Here is a 17005-nt window from a genome sequence, read left to right on the forward strand (position 1 = left end):
ATGAGTTTTGATATAGCCAAATACCCTACCCTGGCATTGGTCGACTCCACCCAGGAGTTACGACTGTTACCGAAAGAGAGTCTGCCGAAACTCTGCGACGAGCTACGCCGCTACTTACTCGACAGCGTAAGCCGTTCCAGCGGGCACTTCGCTTCCGGGCTGGGCACGGTAGAACTTACCGTGGCGCTGCATTATGTCTACAACACCCCGTTTGACCAGCTAATCTGGGATGTTGGTCACCAGGCTTATCCACATAAAATCCTTACCGGTCGTCGCGACAAAATCGGCACCATTCGCCAGAAAGGCGGTCTGCATCCGTTCCCGTGGCGCGGAGAAAGCGAATACGATGTGCTGAGCGTTGGGCATTCCTCCACCTCCATCAGCGCCGGTATCGGTATTGCCGTGGCGGCGGAGAAAGAAGGCAAAGATCGCCGCACCGTCTGTGTGATTGGCGACGGCGCCATCACCGCCGGTATGGCGTTTGAAGCAATGAATCACGCAGGCGATATCCGACCCGACATGCTGGTCATTCTGAACGACAATGAAATGTCGATTTCGGAAAACGTCGGCGCGCTCAACAACCATCTGGCGCAGCTACTTTCCGGTAAACTTTACTCTTCTCTGCGCGAAGGCGGAAAAAAGGTCTTCTCCGGCGTACCGCCAATTAAAGAACTGCTCAAGCGTACCGAAGAACATATTAAAGGCATGGTTGTGCCGGGCACACTGTTCGAAGAGCTGGGCTTTAACTACATCGGGCCGGTCGATGGTCACGATGTCATGGGGCTTATCAGCACATTGAAGAACATGCGCGACCTGAAAGGCCCGCAGTTCCTGCATATCATGACCAAGAAAGGCCGCGGCTATGAGCCCGCGGAAAAAGATCCGATCACTTTCCATGCGGTGCCTAAATTTGATCCTTCCAGCGGATGTTTGCCGAAAAGCAGCGGCGGTCTGCCAGGCTATTCAAAAATCTTCGGTGACTGGCTGTGTGAAACTGCCGCCAAAGACAGCAAGCTGATGGCGATCACCCCGGCAATGCGCGAAGGTTCCGGCATGGTGGAATTTTCACGTAAATTCCCGGATCGCTATTTTGACGTCGCCATCGCCGAGCAGCATGCCGTCACCTTCGCCGCAGGTCTGGCGATTGGCGGCTATAAGCCCGTCGTGGCGATCTACTCTACTTTCCTGCAACGCGCCTACGATCAGGTCATCCATGACGTCGCTATCCAGAAACTGCCGGTCATGTTCGCCATCGATCGCGCCGGTATCGTTGGCGCGGATGGGCAAACACACCAGGGCGCGTTCGATCTCTCCTATCTGCGCTGCATCCCGGATATGGTGATCATGACGCCAAGCGACGAAAACGAATGTCGCCAGATGTTATTTACCGGGTATCACTATAACGACGGCCCGACGGCAGTACGTTATCCACGCGGTAATGCGCAGGGCGTGGCGCTAACCCCGCTGGAAAAACTGCCTATTGGTAAAGGCCTTGTGAAGCGTCATGGCGAAAAACTGGCGATTCTGAACTTTGGCACCTTAATGCCTGAGGCGGCGAAAGTCGCCGAAGCGCTGAACGCCACGCTGGTCGACATGCGCTTTGTTAAGCCGCTGGACGACACGCTAATTCTGGAGATGGCCGCGCAGCATGACGCGCTGGTGACGCTGGAAGAGAACGCCATTATGGGCGGCGCTGGCAGCGGCGTAAACGAAGTGCTAATGGCCCATCGTAAACCTGTACCTGTGCTGAATATCGGTCTTCCGGATTTCTTTATCCCGCAAGGAACGCAGGAAGAAGCCCGCGCGGAACTGGGGCTTGACGCCGCAGGCATTGAAGCCAAAATCAAGGCCTGGCTGGCATAATCTCCTCTTTGCTCCTGCTATGCTTGAAGAGTGACGGGTATAACAGGAGCGGAGTCATGCAATACAACACGTTAGGAAATACCGATCTTCGGGTGTCCCGCCTTTGTCTGGGCTGTATGACATTCGGCGAGCCGAGTCGCGGCAATCACGCCTGGACGCTTCCCGAAGAGAGCAGCCGTCCCATCATCAAGCGCGCCCTTGAGGGCGGCATTAACTTTTTTGATACCGCCAACAGCTACTCCGACGGCAGCAGCGAAGAGATTGTCGGCCGCGCGCTGCGTGATTTCGCCCGGCGCGACGAGGTGGTGGTAGCGACGAAAGTCTTCCATCGCGTCGGCGATCTGCCGGAAGGATTGTCCCGCGCGCAAATCCTGCGCTCTATTGACGATAGCCTCACCCGTCTGGGAATGGAGTATGTCGATATCCTGCAAATCCACCGCTGGGATTACACCACGCCGATAGAAGAGACTCTGGAAGCGCTAAACGACGTGGTGAAGGCGGGTAAAGCCCGCTATATCGGCGCTTCCTCAATGCACGCCTCACAATTTGCCCAAGCGCTGGCGCTACAAAAACAACACGGCTGGGCGCCGTTTGTCACCATGCAGGATCACTATAACCTGATCTACCGCGAGGAAGAGCGTGAGATGCTACCGCTGTGCTGGCAGGAAGGCGTCGCCGTGATTCCGTGGAGTCCGCTGGCGCGCGGGCGCTTAACTCGCCCCTGGGGAGAAACCACGGCCCGGCTGGTCTCGGATGACGTGGGCAAAAATTTATACGCTGAAAGCGATAAAAATGATGCGCAAATAGCGGAACGGCTGGCTGGCGTCAGCAAGGCGCTTGGCGCAACGCGAGCGCAGGTCGCGCTGGCCTGGCTACTCAGTAAACGAGGCGTCGCCGCGCCGATTATCGGCGCTTCGCGTGAAGAGCAGTTAGATGAGTTGCTGAATGCCGTTGATTTAACGCTCAAACCGGAGCAGATTGCTGAACTCGAAACGCCGTACAAACAGCATCCGGTGGTGGGATTTAAATAATCTGCCATTGCCCGATGGCGCGGCGCTTATCGGGCCTGCGAAATCGACATATTGTTCGGGGATAGGCCGGATAAGGCGTTTACGCCGCCATCCGGCAAACCCTTTAAATAATACCGAGCGGCCAGTGATGACCGATAAAATACAGTATGCCGGCGGATATCACGCCGGCGACGATATCATCGATCATAATTCCCATGCCGCCGTGCACGTTGCGATCAAACCAACGGATCGGCCAGGGTTTCCACATATCCAGAATGCGGAAAATAACGAACCCGGCAGCCACCCACTGCCAGTCCGTCGTCGGCAACGCCATCAGCGTTATCCACATACCGATAAATTCATCCCAGACAATACTGCCGTGGTCGTGTACGCCCATATCTTTCGCCGTCTGATGGCAAAGATAAACGCCAATGCAGATCCCAAACATCACGACCAGCGAATAAAGCTGCCACGGCAGAAACGTCATCAAATACCAGAAGGGGATCGCCGCCAGCGAGCCCATCGTGCCCGGCACCACGGGGCTCAGCCCGCTGCCAAAGCCGGTAGCGAGCAGGTGCCACGGATTGCGCAAATTCAGGCGACTTTTCGCAACATCTTTATGGCGTGGCAAAATGGTCATATCCTTTCCAGTCAAAAGTGACAGGTTCTCCGTCACGCACAAAGGCGATCCCTTCGATATCCGCCGTCATTTGCCCGATACAGGTAAACGGCACGCCCAGATGACCAAGCGCGACATCCAGCGCGCCACGGTTCAGCTCCGGGACGGTAAAGCACAGTTCATAATCTTCGCCGCCGGATAACATCCAGCGAAGCTTTTGTTCGGGATCATTGGCATGTCCCCACAGTTCTTCGGAGTCAGGCAGCGCCTCCAAATCGATTCGCGCGCCGCAGTTGCTGGCTTGCAGAATGTGACCAAGATCGGAGATCAAACCGTCGGAAAGATCGATCGCTGAACTGGCGAGATCGCGTAGCGCCTGCCCTTGTAAAATACGCGGCGTCGGGCGCAGATGGCGTTTGACCAGATAGTCGGCATCCCCCCAGCTTCCCACGCGAAAATCACCCCGTAGAATCGCCAGCCCGGCAGCGCTATCGCCCAACGTGCCAGTAACATAAATCCAGTCGCCCGGTTTTGCGCCAGAACGTTTCAACGCCCGACCGACTGGCACAAGGCCATGAATACCTAGCGTCATCGACAGCGGGCCGCACGTGGTATCGCCGCCAATGAGCTGCATGTCGTAGTAATCCAGTTGTTCAAACAGGCTGTCGCTGAACGCGGCAAGCCACGCCTCATCGACGTCAGGAAGCGTGAGCGCCAGCGTTAACCATGCCGGATCGGCGCCCATCGCCGCCAGATCGCTTAAATTCACCGCCAGCGCTTTATACGCCAGATCGGCAGGATCGATATCGGGTAAGAAATGGATGCCCGCCACCAGCGTATCGGTACTGATCGCCAGGGTCTGTTTTTCAGGAATATTCAGGAGCGCGCAATCGTCGCCAATACCGGTTTCAACATCAAGACGAGAGCTTTTTACACGGTCAAAATAACGGGCAATCAGGGAAAACTCGCCACATGCCATACGTTATGCCTCAGCAGAAAAAAAGAAAAGGCCGGAGACGGCGGGTATCGATCGCCCGCTATCTTTCCGGCCTGTGAATCACTTTTTGTTGGGACGAATCACCGGAGCTGCTTTATCCAGTACGCCGTTGACGAATTTGTGGCTGTCTTCAGCGCCAAAGGTTTTCGCCAGTTCAATCGCTTCGTTGATGGCCACTTTATAAGGCACATCGCTGCGTTTTGACAGCTCAAACAACGCAATACGCAGCACGGCTTTTTCAACCTGTCCCAGCTCTTCAAGCAGGCGGGACAGATACGGTTTCATTAAACCATCCAGGTACGCGCTGTTAGTCGCCACCCCGGATAGCAGTTCACAGAAATAGAGAACGTCGACGTCTTTTACGTCCTGTTCCGCCAGGAACTGGTATTCAACATCAGCGATGTCGTTCTGGGACAACTGCCAGGAGTAAAGCGCCTGGACGGCACACTCACGGGCGCGGCGACGAGCAGCAGGTTTCACGGAATTCCCCTTACAAAAAATCAGGCCTTAATGGCTTTCAATACATTAATCATTTCAAGCGCGGTCAGCGCAGCTTCTGCGCCTTTATTACCGGCTTTTGTACCAGCACGTTCGATGGCTTGTTCAATACTCTCGGTGGTCAGAACACCAAAGGCTACCGGCACGCCGCTGTCCTGGGCAACGCTTGCCAGGCCATTGCTGGCGCCGCCTGCCACATATTCAAAGTGCGCAGTCCCCCCGCGAATCACGGTTCCCAGCGCAACCACGGCGTCGTATTTACCGCTTTTCGCCAGCGCTTCGGTCGCCAGCGGCAGTTCATAGGCGCCAGGCACCCACACTACGGTAATATTATCATCTTTTACCTGACCAATACGCGTCAGGGCATCAACCGCGCCATCCAGCAGGCTGTCGTTGATAAACTGATTGAAACGCGCAATAGTGATGGCGACACGAGCGTCAGGGGCTGCAACGTTAGCTTTAATAATGTTCATATTCTCTCTTCCAGGGTTCATTTGGCCCCGCAGGGGGGCGGATTTTATCATAATAATTTGAGCGCTGCTCCCCTTTCGACGGGAGAACTCATGCGCTCACCATATGCAGGCAAACATCCGGGCCGACATGACGTATTTCGCTGAAGGTAAATTGCGGCGCGTCGGCGAGCTTCTCAAGCCCCGGCAATTCGCATAATCCCCGCGCCTGGGTTCCCAACAATTTAGGCGCGACATAGACAATCAGTTCATCCACCAGCCCGGCTTGCAGCAACGCGCCCGCCAGTCCCGGTCCGGCTTCAACCCATATGCTATTAATCTGCTGCCTGCCTAACTGCATCATCAGCACAACCAGATCCAAATGTCCGTTGTGCGCCGGCACGCTGATAGTACGAACCGAATCGGGCCACGCGCGGCTATCTTCCTGGGTACGCGCAATCCACGTTTCGCCAGGCTGCTGCACAATACGATGCGCAGGCGTTACCCGGTTTTGGCTGTCGATAACAATTCGCACCGGCTGGCGCAGATTTTCCTGCGGGTAAGACGCCTGCGTAGAGGCGTCTAACTCCGCCCAACGCACCGTCAAGGCCGGATCGTCAGCCAATACCGTCGCGCTACTGGTTAAGATAGCGTGACTTTGCGCACGCAAGCGCTGAACGTCGCGCCGGGCCTGCGGCGAGGTGATCCACTGGCTTTCGCCGCTGGCCATCGCCGTCCGTCCGTCGACGGAGGCGCCCAGTTTAAGCTGAAGATAAGGGAATCCGGTACGCATCCGTTTGAGGAAGCCTTTATTGAGCGCCTCCGCTTCACTCATCATTAACCCGTGGCTGACCGCAATACCCGCCTGTTGCAGGCGATACAGTCCGCGCCCGGCGACCTGTGGGTTCGGGTCCTGCATCGCGGCGACCACGCGCGCGACGCCAGCCGCAATCAGCGCATCGCAACATGGCGGCGTTCGCCCATGATGGCTACAGGGTTCAAGCGTGACATAGGCGGTTGCGCCTTTGGCTTTTGCGCCCGCCATCCGCAGCGCATGGACCTCGGCGTGCGGCTCTCCGGCGCGCTGGTGATAACCTTCGCCGACGATGTCGCCATTGTTAACAATGACACAGCCGACATTAGGGTTCGGGTGAGTGGTGAAACGTCCACGCTGCGCCAGTTTGAGCGCTCGCGCCATGTAAAACTCATCCTGCATGGCTTAGTCCTGTAGGCGAGCGATTTCTTCGCCAAAGTCTTTGATATCTTCGAAACTGCGATAGACGGAGGCAAAGCGAATATACGCGACTTTATCGAGTTTTTTCAGCTGCTCCATGACCAGGTTGCCAATCATCTTGCTGGGAACTTCACGCTCCCCAGTGGCACGTAATTGTGACTTAATATGGTTCAATGCCATTTCAACATCATCTGCGCTGACGGGTCTTTTTTCCAGCGCTCTCAACATGCCGCTACGCAGCTTATCCTCATTAAAGGGTTCGCGCACATCGTTGCTTTTTATCACGCGCGGCATGACCAGTTCAGCCACTTCAAAGGTCGTAAAGCGTTCATTACACACCAGACACTGCCGACGGCGGCGCACGGACGAGCCCTCGCCTACAAGACGAGAGTCAATGACTTTGGTATCTACGGCGAAACAAAATGGGCAATGCATACGGCGTCCTGACCAGATGATTTAGAAAACACTATTTTACCCTGAACTGGCGCGACAACAAAGGCGGAGCGCTTTTGAGATAAAGGATCGGTGCCTTTGTGCGTATAGCGCACTACCATTACGCTATCGGACCACGAAGGAAATCATCGACATGACAAGACGTTACCTAAGAATTCTCCTGGTGGGAAGTCTCTTGAGCCTGACCGCCTGCGCGCCGCAGAGCGAAGTTCGCCAGATGCATCAAAGCATTAGCACCCTGAATAAAGAGATGACCCAACTGAATCAGGAAACGGTAAAAATTACCCAACAAAATAAGCTGAATGCGGAGTCAACCCGCGGCGTCTATTTGTTGCCTGGCGCCAATACGCCTGCCCGGCTGGAGAGCCAGATCGGTACGCTACGTATGACATTGCTGGAAATTACGCCTGTCGCAGACGGCGCTCACGCAACGTTACACATTCAGGGCGAGTCCCGCGATCCGCTGCCGGCATTCAGCGCTACCGTAGAGTACGGGCAACTTCAGGGCACTACGGAGAACTATCAGGAGGTGAATGCACAGAGCCTTCTGGTAAATGCCCCTGCCAGCTTGCTGGCGCCCAGTGATGTCAATATTTCGTTACCGTTGAAGGGGATCACACCGGCGCAGTTAGGCTTCATTCGCATCCATGATATTCAGCCTGTTAATCAATAAACGTTCTGGCGGAGCGTTTTGTGCGTTCCGCAACATCCCCCGCGCGACTTTTGTTGCCCTACTGACATTTCCGTCATTTATGACATGGATTGGTAATATTCATGAAAGATAGTACTGTCGCCGCGTCTAAAATGCGCAAACGTGAACGCAATCGATTACGTAAATGATAGATATGTGAAACAAGACATATTTTTGTGAGCAATGATTTTTATAATAGGCTCCGCAGAAACACGAAATATTTAGAAACGCAAATTGCGTTCTTTTCACTCCCGCAAGGGATTTCAAACAGTGGCATACATATGAAAAAAACTTTACTCGCAGTCAGCGCAGCGCTGGCGCTCACCTCATCTTTTACTGCTAACGCAGCAGAAAATGATCAGCCGCAGTATTTGTCCGACTGGTGGCACCAGAGCGTAAACGTGGTAGGCAGCTACCATACCCGTTTCTCGCCGAAATTGAACAACGACGTCTATCTGGAATATGAAGCATTTGCCAAAAAAGACTGGTTTGATTTCTACGGCTATATCGATATTCCCAAAACCTTTGATTGGGGTAACGGCAACGATAAAGGTATCTGGTCCGACGGTTCTCCGCTGTTCATGGAAATCGAACCGCGTTTCTCGATTGATAAGCTGACCGGCGCAGACCTGAGCTTCGGCCCGTTTAAAGAGTGGTATTTCGCCAACAACTACATCTACGATATGGGCGATAACAAAGCCAGCCGCCAGAGCACATGGTATATGGGTCTGGGGACCGATATCGACACAGGCCTGCCGATGGGTCTGTCGCTGAACGTGTATGCGAAATATCAGTGGCAAAACTACGGCGCGTCCAATGAAAACGAATGGGACGGCTACCGTTTCAAAGTGAAATACTTCGTCCCCATCACCGATCTGTGGGGCGGTAAACTGAGCTATATCGGCTTTACCAACTTTGACTGGGGATCTGATTTAGGCGACGATCCGAACCGTACCAGCAACTCCATCGCTTCCAGCCATATCCTGGCGCTGAACTACGATCACTGGCACTACTCGGTCGTTGCGCGTTACTTCCATAACGGCGGACAGTGGCAGAATGGCGCAAAACTGAACTGGGGCGACGGCGATTTCAGCGCGAAATCTACCGGCTGGGGCGGCTACCTGGTCGTGGGTTACAACTTCTAAACCTGCAAAAAAAGGCCAGAGGTCGTCTTCTGGCCCGTTTCGGGCGCATGCTGCCATGCGGCGGCGAGTCGCGCCCACTTCACATTACTTCCGGCGATGCCACCAGCCTAAAAACAGACCTGTCGCAATCCCGACCAGCGTTGGTGCCGCCAGATCGTGCCAGATAGTAATGCTCAACTCTGTGAGCGTCATATTGCCGCCTTTGTTGCAATGGCAACGGTTCGCGGCTATCCTCAACTTGTCTAGGGTCAAGTTAGCCCCCGTAATGTTGCCGGTGAATACCGAACAATGTGCGGGGGTTTTCTCTTTCCAGCGACAAGGCCACCGGGGATCAAGCCCCCGCAACATTGCGCCTCACCGGGTTGCCCCGGCTTACCGCTGATTCTACTCTGCTCGCCAGTATCGGCAGGACTTAAAAACAAAAAAATCCCAACCTTGCGATCGGGATTCCAGTGACAATGTATGCGTTACAGGACGTTTGGGGCTGGCGACAAACTCCGGGGCTGAAAAAATGTCGGATTGCATCCGATCTACGAAAACCAATAGTTCATTTATATTGCGGATTCCGTTGGGTGGAGCGAAGCGTAACCTAACATTCAACAGCACCAACAACTTTGTCAGCAGCCTGCTTATTTCTTTTTGTTCATCATCGCTTTCAGATCGGCAAACGGGTTATAAGTCGCCTCGCCGACATCTTTTTGCGCATCTTCCCCGGCAATGACCGTCGAACCGTACTGATCGGCTTCGGTATATTTAGAATGCTCATGATCGTGGCAGTAGAGGCACAATAGCTCCCAGTTGCTGCCGTCTTCCGGATTATTGGTGTGGTCATGATCGATATGATGCACCGTCAGCTCACGCAGATTTGAATACACAAACTCACGGGAACAACGTCCGCATACCCACGGAAACAGCTTCAGCGCTTTTTCACGATAGCCGCTTTCCAGGCGCGCATAGTTTTTGGGGATGATAGCCATAATCAACAGGTACCTGAATAATACAAAGGGTTATGCGCAGTTTCCCGCGAAGCCGGGCTTTTAGCAATGATTCTGTGCAACTTATATATCCAGGTAAGGAAGGCTATTTCAGGCAAACTGATGACCAATCAACCCGTTTTACAAGCGTTGGAGTTATCGCTATCACATCTTACGGCATTTTTTCGTGCTCAACTTTACGCAAAAAATCACGCAAAGAACGGTCGATTGTTTCACGAAATCGCCGGTTAAGCGGAGTAATTTGTAAACAGCGATCGAGGCGAAAACACCGATAGTCTTCCCGTCTCTCACACCAGGCAACCAGTAGCCAGTGCTCTCCCCAGAAAAACAATCCCAGAGGTTGTATATCCCGCGAAGAGAGATGCCCCGCTTCATCACGATAATGTAGCGCCAACACCTGCTGCGCCGAAACGGCCTGATGGATAAGATCAAACGCGCTGCGCGAATGTGGAGATGTACCCAAATCCGGAGCGTAAATCCGTGTCTGCTCCGCTTTACGACGGCTCTCTTCCGGTAAAATAGCCAACACTTTTTCCTGGGCGGATTCAAGCTCGCGCGATAGCGAATCGCCGCCCCAGGTTTTCAATAACCGTATAGCCACCATCAGTGCTTCCGATTCACGATGGGTAAGCATCAAGGGCGGCAGATCAAAACCCGCCATTAAACGGTATCCGCTCCCCGCTTCACCTTCGACAGGCACACCGGATAACGACAGATCGCGAATATCGCGATAAATCGTCCGTTCAGAAACCGCAAGCCGCTGTGCCAACAGCGCTGCCGTCGTCAGTCGTCTACCCCGCAAAATTTGCACGATCTGAAACAAACGGTCAGCGCGTCTGGTCATATTGACTCTCTACATTTAGCAAATATCACGCAGGTTGATGTAAACCTATTCGGTTACCTTCGCTGTCAATAAACAACGCGATGGTTCCAATGTCATCTCCGGGAACCATGGGTTCCAGAACACACTTGCCACCAGCAAGGACGACACGTTCAATCGAGGCTAACAAATCGGCGGTATGCAGATAAATAACGACTCCCTGCGCAACTGGAGCGACATCATCCTGCTTTATCAGCGCTCCGCCGGGTCCGGGTTCAGCATACGGGAATACGGCCAGGTCCGCCCCATCCATGGTTTCCCGACGTAACGATATCTGCATCACTTGCTCATAAAAGGCGATTGCACGCGCCATATCAGTAACTGGAATTTCAAACCAGTTAATCAAGTTTTTCATACATCCTCCTGCGTGTGTGGATTAATTCATGAGGAGTGTATGACAGGGCTCCTGACAGCATACTGTCAGTAATGTTTATCGTCATGGTACATAAAAAAAATCCCGATCGTATGACCGGGATTCAGATAACACTTAAATACGTGTTTACGGCAGAATGGACGGCTGATCCGCCCCTTCTTTTTCGACTTTCTGCTGCAGCATATGCTCGCGCTTCATACCGAGTTTCAGCGCCAGCGCCGATGCGACATAGATAGAAGATGCCGTACCAATAGAGACACCGATCAGCATCGTCAGCGAGAAGCCTTCCAGTACCGGACCGCCGAAGAGGTACAGCATCAGAATTACCACTAACGTCGTACCGGAGGTAATCAACGTACGGTGTAGCGTCTGGGTCAGCGACACGTTAAAGATTTCGTAAGGCGTCCCGCGACGGATTTTGCGGAAGTTTTCACGAATACGGTCGGAGACCACGATACTGTCGTTCAGCGAGTAACCGATCACCGACATCAACGATGCCACAATGGTCAGGTCAATCTCGATATGGAAAAGCGACAGTATCCCCAGCGTAATGATCACGTCGTGCGCCAGCGCGATGACCACCCCTGCCGCCAGTCGCCACTCAAAGCGGAAACCGACATAAACGAGGATAGAGATCAACGCCACCAGCAGCGCCATAGCGCCGGTTTGCGCCAGATCGGCGCCCACGCTTGGCCCCACGAATTCAATACGCTTCACGGCCGCGTTCTGGTTGGTGGCTTCATTAATGATCGTCACCACTTTGCTACCCAGTACCTGACCGCCGGTTTCACCTTCGGTTGGCGGCATACGCACCATAATGTCGTGACTGCTGCCAAAGTTCTGCAACTGCGGCTCTTCATAGCCCGCTTTTTGCAGCGCTTCGCGCATCACGTCCATTTCAGCCGGTTTTTCCAGCGTGATTTCAATTACCGTACCACCGGTGAAATCCAGCCCCCAGTTAAACCCGCGTACGCCCATAATGACAATAGCCGCGATCAGCAACAGCCCGGAGATGCCGAATGCCCAGAAGTCCCAGCGCATAAAGTCATAGACTTTACGGCCGTGGTTTAGTTGTTCAACAGTGTATTCCTGTGCCACATCGCACTCCTCAGATTGACAGCTTAGTGACGCGCTTGCCGCCATATAGCAGGTTTACGATAGCACGCGTACCGATAATCGCGGTAAACATCGACGTCGCCACACCGATACCGGTCGTAATCGCGAACCCTTTAATTGCCCCGGTACCAACGGCATACAGAATGATGACTTTAATCAGCGTCGTGATGTTCGCATCGAAGATGGAACTGAACGCGCCGGCATAGCCTTCGTTTATCGCCTGCTGTACCGTGCGGCCATTACTCAACTCTTCTTTGATACGTTCGTTAATCAGAACGTTGGCGTCGACCGCCACCGCAAGGGTTAACACGATACCCGCAATCCCCGGCATACTGAGCGTTGCCCCCGGCAACAGCGACATGATACCGACAATCAACACCAGGTTAGCCACTAACGCGCTGGTCGCAATCAGACCAAACTTCTTATAGAAGAAGATCATGAACAGGATGGAGACCACCAGACCGGCCAGACAGGCTTCCAGGCCCTGCTTGATGTTCTGCATACCCAGAGTCGGGCCAATGGTGCGCTCTTCAACGATCTGAATCGGCGCAATCAGGGCGCCCGCACGCAACAACAACGAGAGCTGACGCGCTTCGTTCGGGTTGCTGATACCAGTAATACGGAAGCTGTTACCCAGCCGGGACTGGATGTTGGCAATGTTAATCACTTCTTCCTGTTTCACCAGTACGGCGCGACCGTTAGCGTCTTTCTTACCGCTGTCTTTATACTCCACAAACAGGGTCGCCATCGGTTTGCCGATATTGTCCTTAGTGAAGTTAGACATGATATTGCCGCCTGCGCTATCCAGCGAGATGTTAACCTGCGGTTGGTTATATTCATCCTGGCTGGACGTCGAGTCGGTGATATGGTCGCCGGTGAGGATCACGCGTTTGTACAATACCACCGGCTGACCTTCGCGGGTCTGTTTCACTTCGGAATCACCCGGTACGCGCCCGGCAGCAGCGGCGGCCTGGTCAACGTTGGTATTCACCAGACGGAATTCCAGCGTCGCGGTCGCGCCGAGAATTTCTTTCGCGCGAGCGGTATCCTGGATACCCGGCAGCTCAACCACAATACGGTCTGCGCCCTGGCGTTGTACGACAGGCTCCGCGACGCCCAGTTGGTTAACACGGTTACGCAGAATATTAATGTTCTGCTGAACGGCGTATTCACGCGCTTCGCTCAGGCGCGCATCGGTCATTACCGCGCGAAGTTGATTGCCGCTCTGGCTGGAAATCACCAGGTCACGATGACGCGGCGTCAGATAGGCGATCGCCTCATCACGCGCTTTGCTGTCACGGAACGTGATGCTCAACCCATAATTATTTTCTTTACGAACGGTGGTATAAGGAATGCCTTTTTCACGCAGATCGCTGCGCAGGCTATCGATATTTTGTTCCTGGAGTTTACCTAACGCGGTATCCATATCCACTTCCATCAGGAAGTGAACGCCGCCGCGCAGATCAAGACCGAGCTTCATCGGATCGGCGTGAATAGCCGCCAACCAGCGCGGCGTAGCCGGCGCAAGGTTAAGCGCCACGACATATTTATCCCCCAGCACGCTCATCAGCGCTTCACGGGCGCGTAGCTGGGTATCGGTGGTGTCGAAGCGCGCAAGAATAGCGCCCTCTTCCAGTGCCACAGACTTAGCGGGAATTTTTTCTTCTTGTAACGTTTTCTGGACCTGGATCAGCGTTTGCTCACTGGCGGCGACGCCGCGCACGCCAGTGATTTGAACAGCCGGATCCTCACCATACAGGTTGGGAAGTGCGTAAAGCAGGCCGACGATAATCACGACGACCAGCATGATGTACTTCCACAAAGGATAACGGTTTAACACGGCAGTTCCCTTTGGGAAAACGAAATATTACAGCGCCTTCATGGTGCCTTTCGGCAGAACGGCAGCTACGAAGTCACGTTTGATAACCACTTCCGTGGTGTCATTCAGCGCGATGGCAATGTAGCCGGCTTCCGCTACTTTGGTCACTCGACCGACCAGACCGCCATTCGTCAGAACTTCATCACCTTTCGCAATGGAGTCCATCAGCTTTTTGTGCTCTTTGGTGCGCTTCTGCTGCGGGCGCAGGATCATGAAATAGAAAATCAGACCAAACACCACCAGCATTAAAATCAGAGACATCGGGCTGCCCTGCGCTGGAGCACCTGTTGCCGCTACCGCATCAGAAATAAAAAAGCTCATTCAAATTCCCTCATTATTAAAATTAATCAACGTTCAAAGGTGGAACGGGTCGCCCCTGACGTTGGTAAAACTCGGTTACGAAGCTCTCTAATTTACCCTCTTCAATAGCCTTGCGTAAACCCGCCATCAAACGCTGGTAGTAACGCAAGTTATGAATGGTATTGAGACGCGCACCTAATATTTCGTTGCAACGGTCGAGATGATGCAAGTAAGCGCGTGAATAATTGCGACAGGTGTAGCAATCGCACTCGGCGTCAAGCGGGCTGGTGTCGCTTTTATGCTTTGCATTACGAATCTTCACCACGCCGTCGGTCACAAACAGATGACCATTACGGGCATTTCGCGTTGGCATGACACAGTCAAACATATCAATACCGCGACGCACTCCTTCCACCAGATCTTCCGGTTTACCCACGCCCATCAGGTAACGCGGTTTGTCAGCCGGGATCTGCGGGCAAACGTGCTCCAGAATGCGGTGCATATCTGCTTTCGGCTCACCGACAGCCAAACCGCCGACAGCGTAGCCATCAAAGCCAATCTCTACCAGACCTTTCACCGAGATATCGCGTAAATCTTCGTAAACGCTGCCCTGAATGATGCCAAAAAGCGCATTCTTATTGCCAAGGCTATCAAAACGGTCGCGGCTACGCTTCGCCCAACGCAACGACATCTCCATCGAGCGTTTCGCATAGTCCCAGTCTGCCGGGTACGGCGTACATTCATCAAAGATCATCACGATATCGGAACCGAGATCGTACTGGATCTCCATCGACTTTTCCGGATCGAGGAAAATCGGATCACCGTTGATCGGGTTACGGAAGTGCACGCCTTGCTCGGTAATCTTACGAATATCGCCGAGGCTGAAGACCTGGAAGCCGCCGGAATCGGTGAGAATCGGCCCTTTCCACTGCATAAAATCGTGCAGATCGCCATGCAGCTTCATGATCTCCTGACCCGGGCGCAGCCACAGGTGGAAAGTGTTGCCGAGAATAATCTGCGCGCCGGTCGCTTCCACTTCTTCCGGCGTCATGCCTTTCACGGTACCGTAAGTACCCACAGGCATAAAAGCAGGCGTTTCCACTATGCCACGATCAAACACCAGACGACCGCGACGCGCGCGACCATCGGTGGTATCTAACTCAAATTTCATTATCACTCCTGCGTCAGAAAAACAGTCCGACGTTTAACGACTCGCTACGGAATGATTCCATAGCTAATAAATTCCCGAAGGCGTCATCGGCGCAGCCAGTTTGGGGTCGACCAGCGCACAGCCACCGGAGCGTACACGCAGTACGTGAGGATGGCGAGCACTGCCCGGCGTCAAAATGGCAAGTGAGATAGCCTTCTTACGGACGCTCAGAAATAGCCTGCGGATTGTACGTGATAAACATCGCGTCCCCGTAGCTAAAAAAGCGATATTTTTGTTCTACCGCAGTCTTATAGGCATTCATGGTGTGTTGATAACCGGCAAATGCGGAAACCAGCATAATCAACGTCGATTCCGGCAGATGAAAGTTGGTGATCAGCGCATCAATCACTTTGTATTGATAACCTGGATAAATAAAGATTTGCGTATCGCCGAAGAGCGGCTCTATCAAATCGTTTTTTGCCGCCTGTGCCGCGCTCTCCAGTGAGCGTACCGAGGTGGTGCCGACAGCGATAACCCGGTTGCCACGCGCTTTCGCCGCCAGCACCGCGTCGACCACCTCCTGCGGCACCTCAGCATATTCGGAGTGCATGATGTGATCTTCAATGGTATCGACACGCACTGGCTGGAAAGTGCCCGCGCCTACGTGTAGCGTAACAAACGCCATTTCGATACCTTTCTCACGAAGCGCCGCCAGCAGCGGCTCATCAAAGTGCAGCCCCGCGGTCGGCGCGGCGACGGCGCCCGGTTTTTCACTGTAGACCGTCTGGTACAGTTCGCGGTCGGCGTCCTCGTCCGGGCGGTCGATGTACGGCGGCAACGGCATATGGCCGATGGCGTTAAGAATATCCAGCACCGGACGCGGGTCATTAAACTCAACTTCAAACAGAGCGCCGTGACGCGCGGTCATGGTCGCGTGGATACTTTCGTCGTCGCCCAGTAGCAGTTCCGTGCCCGGTTTTGGCGCTTTAGAAGCGCGAATATGCGCCAGGATGCGTTTATCATCGAGCATACGTTCGACCAGCACTTCTATCTTGCCGCCGCTGGCTTTACGGCCAAAGAGCCGCGCCGGGATCACGCGGGTATTATTGAAGACCAGCAAATCGCCAGGGTTGAGCTTATCGAGCAGATCGGTGAAAGTACCGTGCGTCAGCGCGCCCGTCGGCCCCTCTAATGACAGCAAACGGCAGCGACTGCGTTCCGGCTGTGGGTAGTGGGCAATCAGGGATTCGGGTAGTTCAAAGGAAAAATCGGTAACGCGCATGACTCTGACTCAGACTAAAATAAGAGGCGGGTAGTCTAGTGCCGGGGCGTTCCCGCTGCAACCGTTACCCG

General features: G+C 53.9%; 19 protein-coding genes and 1 pseudogene. 5 read left to right on the top strand and 15 right to left on the bottom strand.

The features are described from left to right. The 3 genes and pseudogenes from dxs to ACQ29O_RS16595 form a co-directional block, all read left to right on the top strand. A complete protein-coding gene (gene dxs, locus ACQ29O_RS16585; protein WP_000006777.1) occupies nt 1-1863 on the top strand; it encodes a 1-deoxy-D-xylulose-5-phosphate synthase in 1863 nt (620 codons plus the stop codon). A gap of 56 nt (nt 1864-1919) precedes the next feature. Next, complete coding sequence (locus tag ACQ29O_RS16590) at nt 1920-2894, top strand: aldo/keto reductase (RefSeq protein WP_001199872.1); 975 nt, start codon at nt 1920-1922, stop codon at nt 2892-2894. A 7-nt stretch (nt 2895-2901) separates the two neighbouring features. Beyond that, nucleotides 2902-2993 (top strand): annotated as a pseudogene (locus ACQ29O_RS16595) (hypothetical protein); the annotation flags it as partial. Between the two features lie 4 nt (nt 2994-2997). Here the strand turns inward: ACQ29O_RS16595 and pgpA are convergent. The 6 genes from pgpA to nrdR form a co-directional block, all read right to left on the bottom strand. Continuing rightward, nucleotides 2998-3513, bottom strand: a complete 516-nt coding sequence (pgpA, locus tag ACQ29O_RS16600) for a phosphatidylglycerophosphatase A (protein ID WP_000154063.1) — start codon at nt 3511-3513, stop codon at nt 2998-3000. After that, nucleotides 3491-4471 (bottom strand): thiamine-phosphate kinase, encoded by a 981-nt coding sequence (gene thiL, locus ACQ29O_RS16605; protein ID WP_000742081.1) that lies wholly within the window; start codon nt 4469-4471, stop codon nt 3491-3493. Before thiL ends, pgpA begins: the two co-directional genes overlap by 23 nt. A gap of 78 nt (nt 4472-4549) precedes the next feature. Continuing rightward, nucleotides 4550-4969: a transcription antitermination factor NusB gene (gene nusB / locus ACQ29O_RS16610; protein WP_253336132.1), complete on the bottom strand. Its 420-nt coding sequence runs from the start codon at nt 4967-4969 to the stop codon at nt 4550-4552. Between the two features lie 20 nt (nt 4970-4989). Beyond that, complete coding sequence (ribH, locus tag ACQ29O_RS16615; RefSeq protein ID WP_001021372.1) at nt 4990-5460, bottom strand: 6,7-dimethyl-8-ribityllumazine synthase; 471 nt, start codon at nt 5458-5460, stop codon at nt 4990-4992. Between the two features lie 88 nt (nt 5461-5548). Further along, nucleotides 5549-6652, bottom strand: coding sequence for a bifunctional diaminohydroxyphosphoribosylaminopyrimidine deaminase/5-amino-6-(5-phosphoribosylamino)uracil reductase RibD (gene ribD / locus ACQ29O_RS16620; RefSeq protein ID WP_001150229.1), 1104 nt, complete (start codon nt 6650-6652; stop codon nt 5549-5551). Nucleotides 6653-6655: 3 nt separating this feature from the next. Beyond that, on the bottom strand, nt 6656-7105 hold the full coding sequence (nrdR, locus tag ACQ29O_RS16625) for a transcriptional regulator NrdR (protein WP_000543533.1): 450 nt from the start codon (nt 7103-7105) through the stop codon (nt 6656-6658). A gap of 151 nt (nt 7106-7256) precedes the next feature. Here nrdR and ACQ29O_RS16630 point away from each other — a divergent pair, with 151 nt between their 5' ends. Together ACQ29O_RS16630 and ACQ29O_RS16635 are read left to right on the top strand one after the other, a co-directional pair. Further along, nucleotides 7257-7796 (top strand): DUF3251 domain-containing protein, encoded by a 540-nt coding sequence (locus ACQ29O_RS16630; RefSeq protein ID WP_000198484.1) that lies wholly within the window; start codon nt 7257-7259, stop codon nt 7794-7796. Between the two features lie 299 nt (nt 7797-8095). After that, on the top strand, nt 8096-8959 hold the full coding sequence (locus ACQ29O_RS16635) for a nucleoside-specific channel-forming protein Tsx (protein WP_000752021.1): 864 nt from the start codon (nt 8096-8098) through the stop codon (nt 8957-8959). Nucleotides 8960-9043: 84 nt separating this feature from the next. On the opposite strand, the gene ACQ29O_RS16640 is transcribed toward ACQ29O_RS16635, so the two are convergent. The 9 genes from ACQ29O_RS16640 to queA form a co-directional block, all read right to left on the bottom strand. After that, nucleotides 9044-9151 carry a type I toxin-antitoxin system toxin Ldr family protein gene (locus ACQ29O_RS16640; RefSeq protein ID WP_000176312.1) on the bottom strand — a complete coding sequence of 36 codons (108 nt, stop codon included), beginning with the start codon at nt 9149-9151 and terminating at the stop codon, nt 9044-9046. A gap of 437 nt (nt 9152-9588) precedes the next feature. Then, the gene (yajD, locus tag ACQ29O_RS16645) at nt 9589-9936 is read right to left on the bottom strand and encodes an HNH nuclease YajD (protein WP_000974818.1); all 348 of its coding nucleotides are present in this window, start codon (nt 9934-9936) and stop codon (nt 9589-9591) included. Between the two features lie 169 nt (nt 9937-10105). Further along, the gene (locus ACQ29O_RS16650; RefSeq protein ID WP_000198318.1) at nt 10106-10798 is read right to left on the bottom strand and encodes a helix-turn-helix transcriptional regulator; all 693 of its coding nucleotides are present in this window, start codon (nt 10796-10798) and stop codon (nt 10106-10108) included. A gap of 25 nt (nt 10799-10823) precedes the next feature. Continuing rightward, complete coding sequence (locus ACQ29O_RS16655) at nt 10824-11189, bottom strand: VOC family protein (protein ID WP_000793035.1); 366 nt, start codon at nt 11187-11189, stop codon at nt 10824-10826. A gap of 144 nt (nt 11190-11333) precedes the next feature. After that, nucleotides 11334-12305 carry a protein translocase subunit SecF gene (gene secF, locus ACQ29O_RS16660; protein WP_000046629.1) on the bottom strand — a complete coding sequence of 324 codons (972 nt, stop codon included), beginning with the start codon at nt 12303-12305 and terminating at the stop codon, nt 11334-11336. Nucleotides 12306-12315: 10 nt separating this feature from the next. Next, complete coding sequence (gene secD / locus ACQ29O_RS16665; protein ID WP_000934811.1) at nt 12316-14163, bottom strand: protein translocase subunit SecD; 1848 nt, start codon at nt 14161-14163, stop codon at nt 12316-12318. Between the two features lie 27 nt (nt 14164-14190). Beyond that, a complete protein-coding gene (yajC, locus tag ACQ29O_RS16670; protein ID WP_000007628.1) occupies nt 14191-14523 on the bottom strand; it encodes a preprotein translocase subunit YajC in 333 nt (110 codons plus the stop codon). Between the two features lie 22 nt (nt 14524-14545). Beyond that, nucleotides 14546-15673, bottom strand: coding sequence for a tRNA guanosine(34) transglycosylase Tgt (tgt, locus tag ACQ29O_RS16675; RefSeq protein WP_000667302.1), 1128 nt, complete (start codon nt 15671-15673; stop codon nt 14546-14548). A gap of 196 nt (nt 15674-15869) precedes the next feature. Then, nucleotides 15870-16934, bottom strand: a complete 1065-nt coding sequence (gene queA / locus ACQ29O_RS16680) for a tRNA preQ1(34) S-adenosylmethionine ribosyltransferase-isomerase QueA (protein ID WP_001266523.1) — start codon at nt 16932-16934, stop codon at nt 15870-15872. Nucleotides 16935-17005: the final 71 nt, after the last annotated feature.

This window comes from Salmonella sp. GDC200615 (assembly GCF_050574145.1).
Classification (GTDB): domain Bacteria; phylum Pseudomonadota; class Gammaproteobacteria; order Enterobacterales; family Enterobacteriaceae; genus Salmonella; species Salmonella enterica.

Coding starts and splice junctions, on each gene's coding strand:
- dxs (WP_000006777.1), top strand. CDS start 1: ATGAGTTTTGATATAGCCAAATACCCTACCCTGGCATTGGTCGACTCC.
- ACQ29O_RS16590 (WP_001199872.1), top strand. CDS start 1,920: ATGCAATACAACACGTTAGGAAATACCGATCTTCGGGTGTCCCGCCTT.
- pgpA (WP_000154063.1), bottom strand. CDS start 3,513: ATGACCATTTTGCCACGCCATAAAGATGTTGCGAAAAGTCGCCTGAAT.
- thiL (WP_000742081.1), bottom strand. CDS start 4,471: ATGGCATGTGGCGAGTTTTCCCTGATTGCCCGTTATTTTGACCGTGTA.
- ribH (WP_001021372.1), bottom strand. CDS start 5,460: ATGAACATTATTAAAGCTAACGTTGCAGCCCCTGACGCTCGTGTCGCC.
- ribD (WP_001150229.1), bottom strand. CDS start 6,652: ATGCAGGATGAGTTTTACATGGCGCGAGCGCTCAAACTGGCGCAGCGT.
- nrdR (WP_000543533.1), bottom strand. CDS start 7,105: ATGCATTGCCCATTTTGTTTCGCCGTAGATACCAAAGTCATTGACTCT.
- ACQ29O_RS16630 (WP_000198484.1), top strand. CDS start 7,257: ATGACAAGACGTTACCTAAGAATTCTCCTGGTGGGAAGTCTCTTGAGC.
- ACQ29O_RS16635 (WP_000752021.1), top strand. CDS start 8,096: ATGAAAAAAACTTTACTCGCAGTCAGCGCAGCGCTGGCGCTCACCTCA.
- ACQ29O_RS16640 (WP_000176312.1), bottom strand. CDS start 9,151: ATGACGCTCACAGAGTTGAGCATTACTATCTGGCACGATCTGGCGGCA.
- yajD (WP_000974818.1), bottom strand. CDS start 9,936: ATGGCTATCATCCCCAAAAACTATGCGCGCCTGGAAAGCGGCTATCGT.
- ACQ29O_RS16650 (WP_000198318.1), bottom strand. CDS start 10,798: ATGACCAGACGCGCTGACCGTTTGTTTCAGATCGTGCAAATTTTGCGG.
- ACQ29O_RS16655 (WP_000793035.1), bottom strand. CDS start 11,189: ATGAAAAACTTGATTAACTGGTTTGAAATTCCAGTTACTGATATGGCG.
- yajC (WP_000007628.1), bottom strand. CDS start 14,523: ATGAGCTTTTTTATTTCTGATGCGGTAGCGGCAACAGGTGCTCCAGCG.
- tgt (WP_000667302.1), bottom strand. CDS start 15,673: ATGAAATTTGAGTTAGATACCACCGATGGTCGCGCGCGTCGCGGTCGT.
- queA (WP_001266523.1), bottom strand. CDS start 16,934: ATGCGCGTTACCGATTTTTCCTTTGAACTACCCGAATCCCTGATTGCC.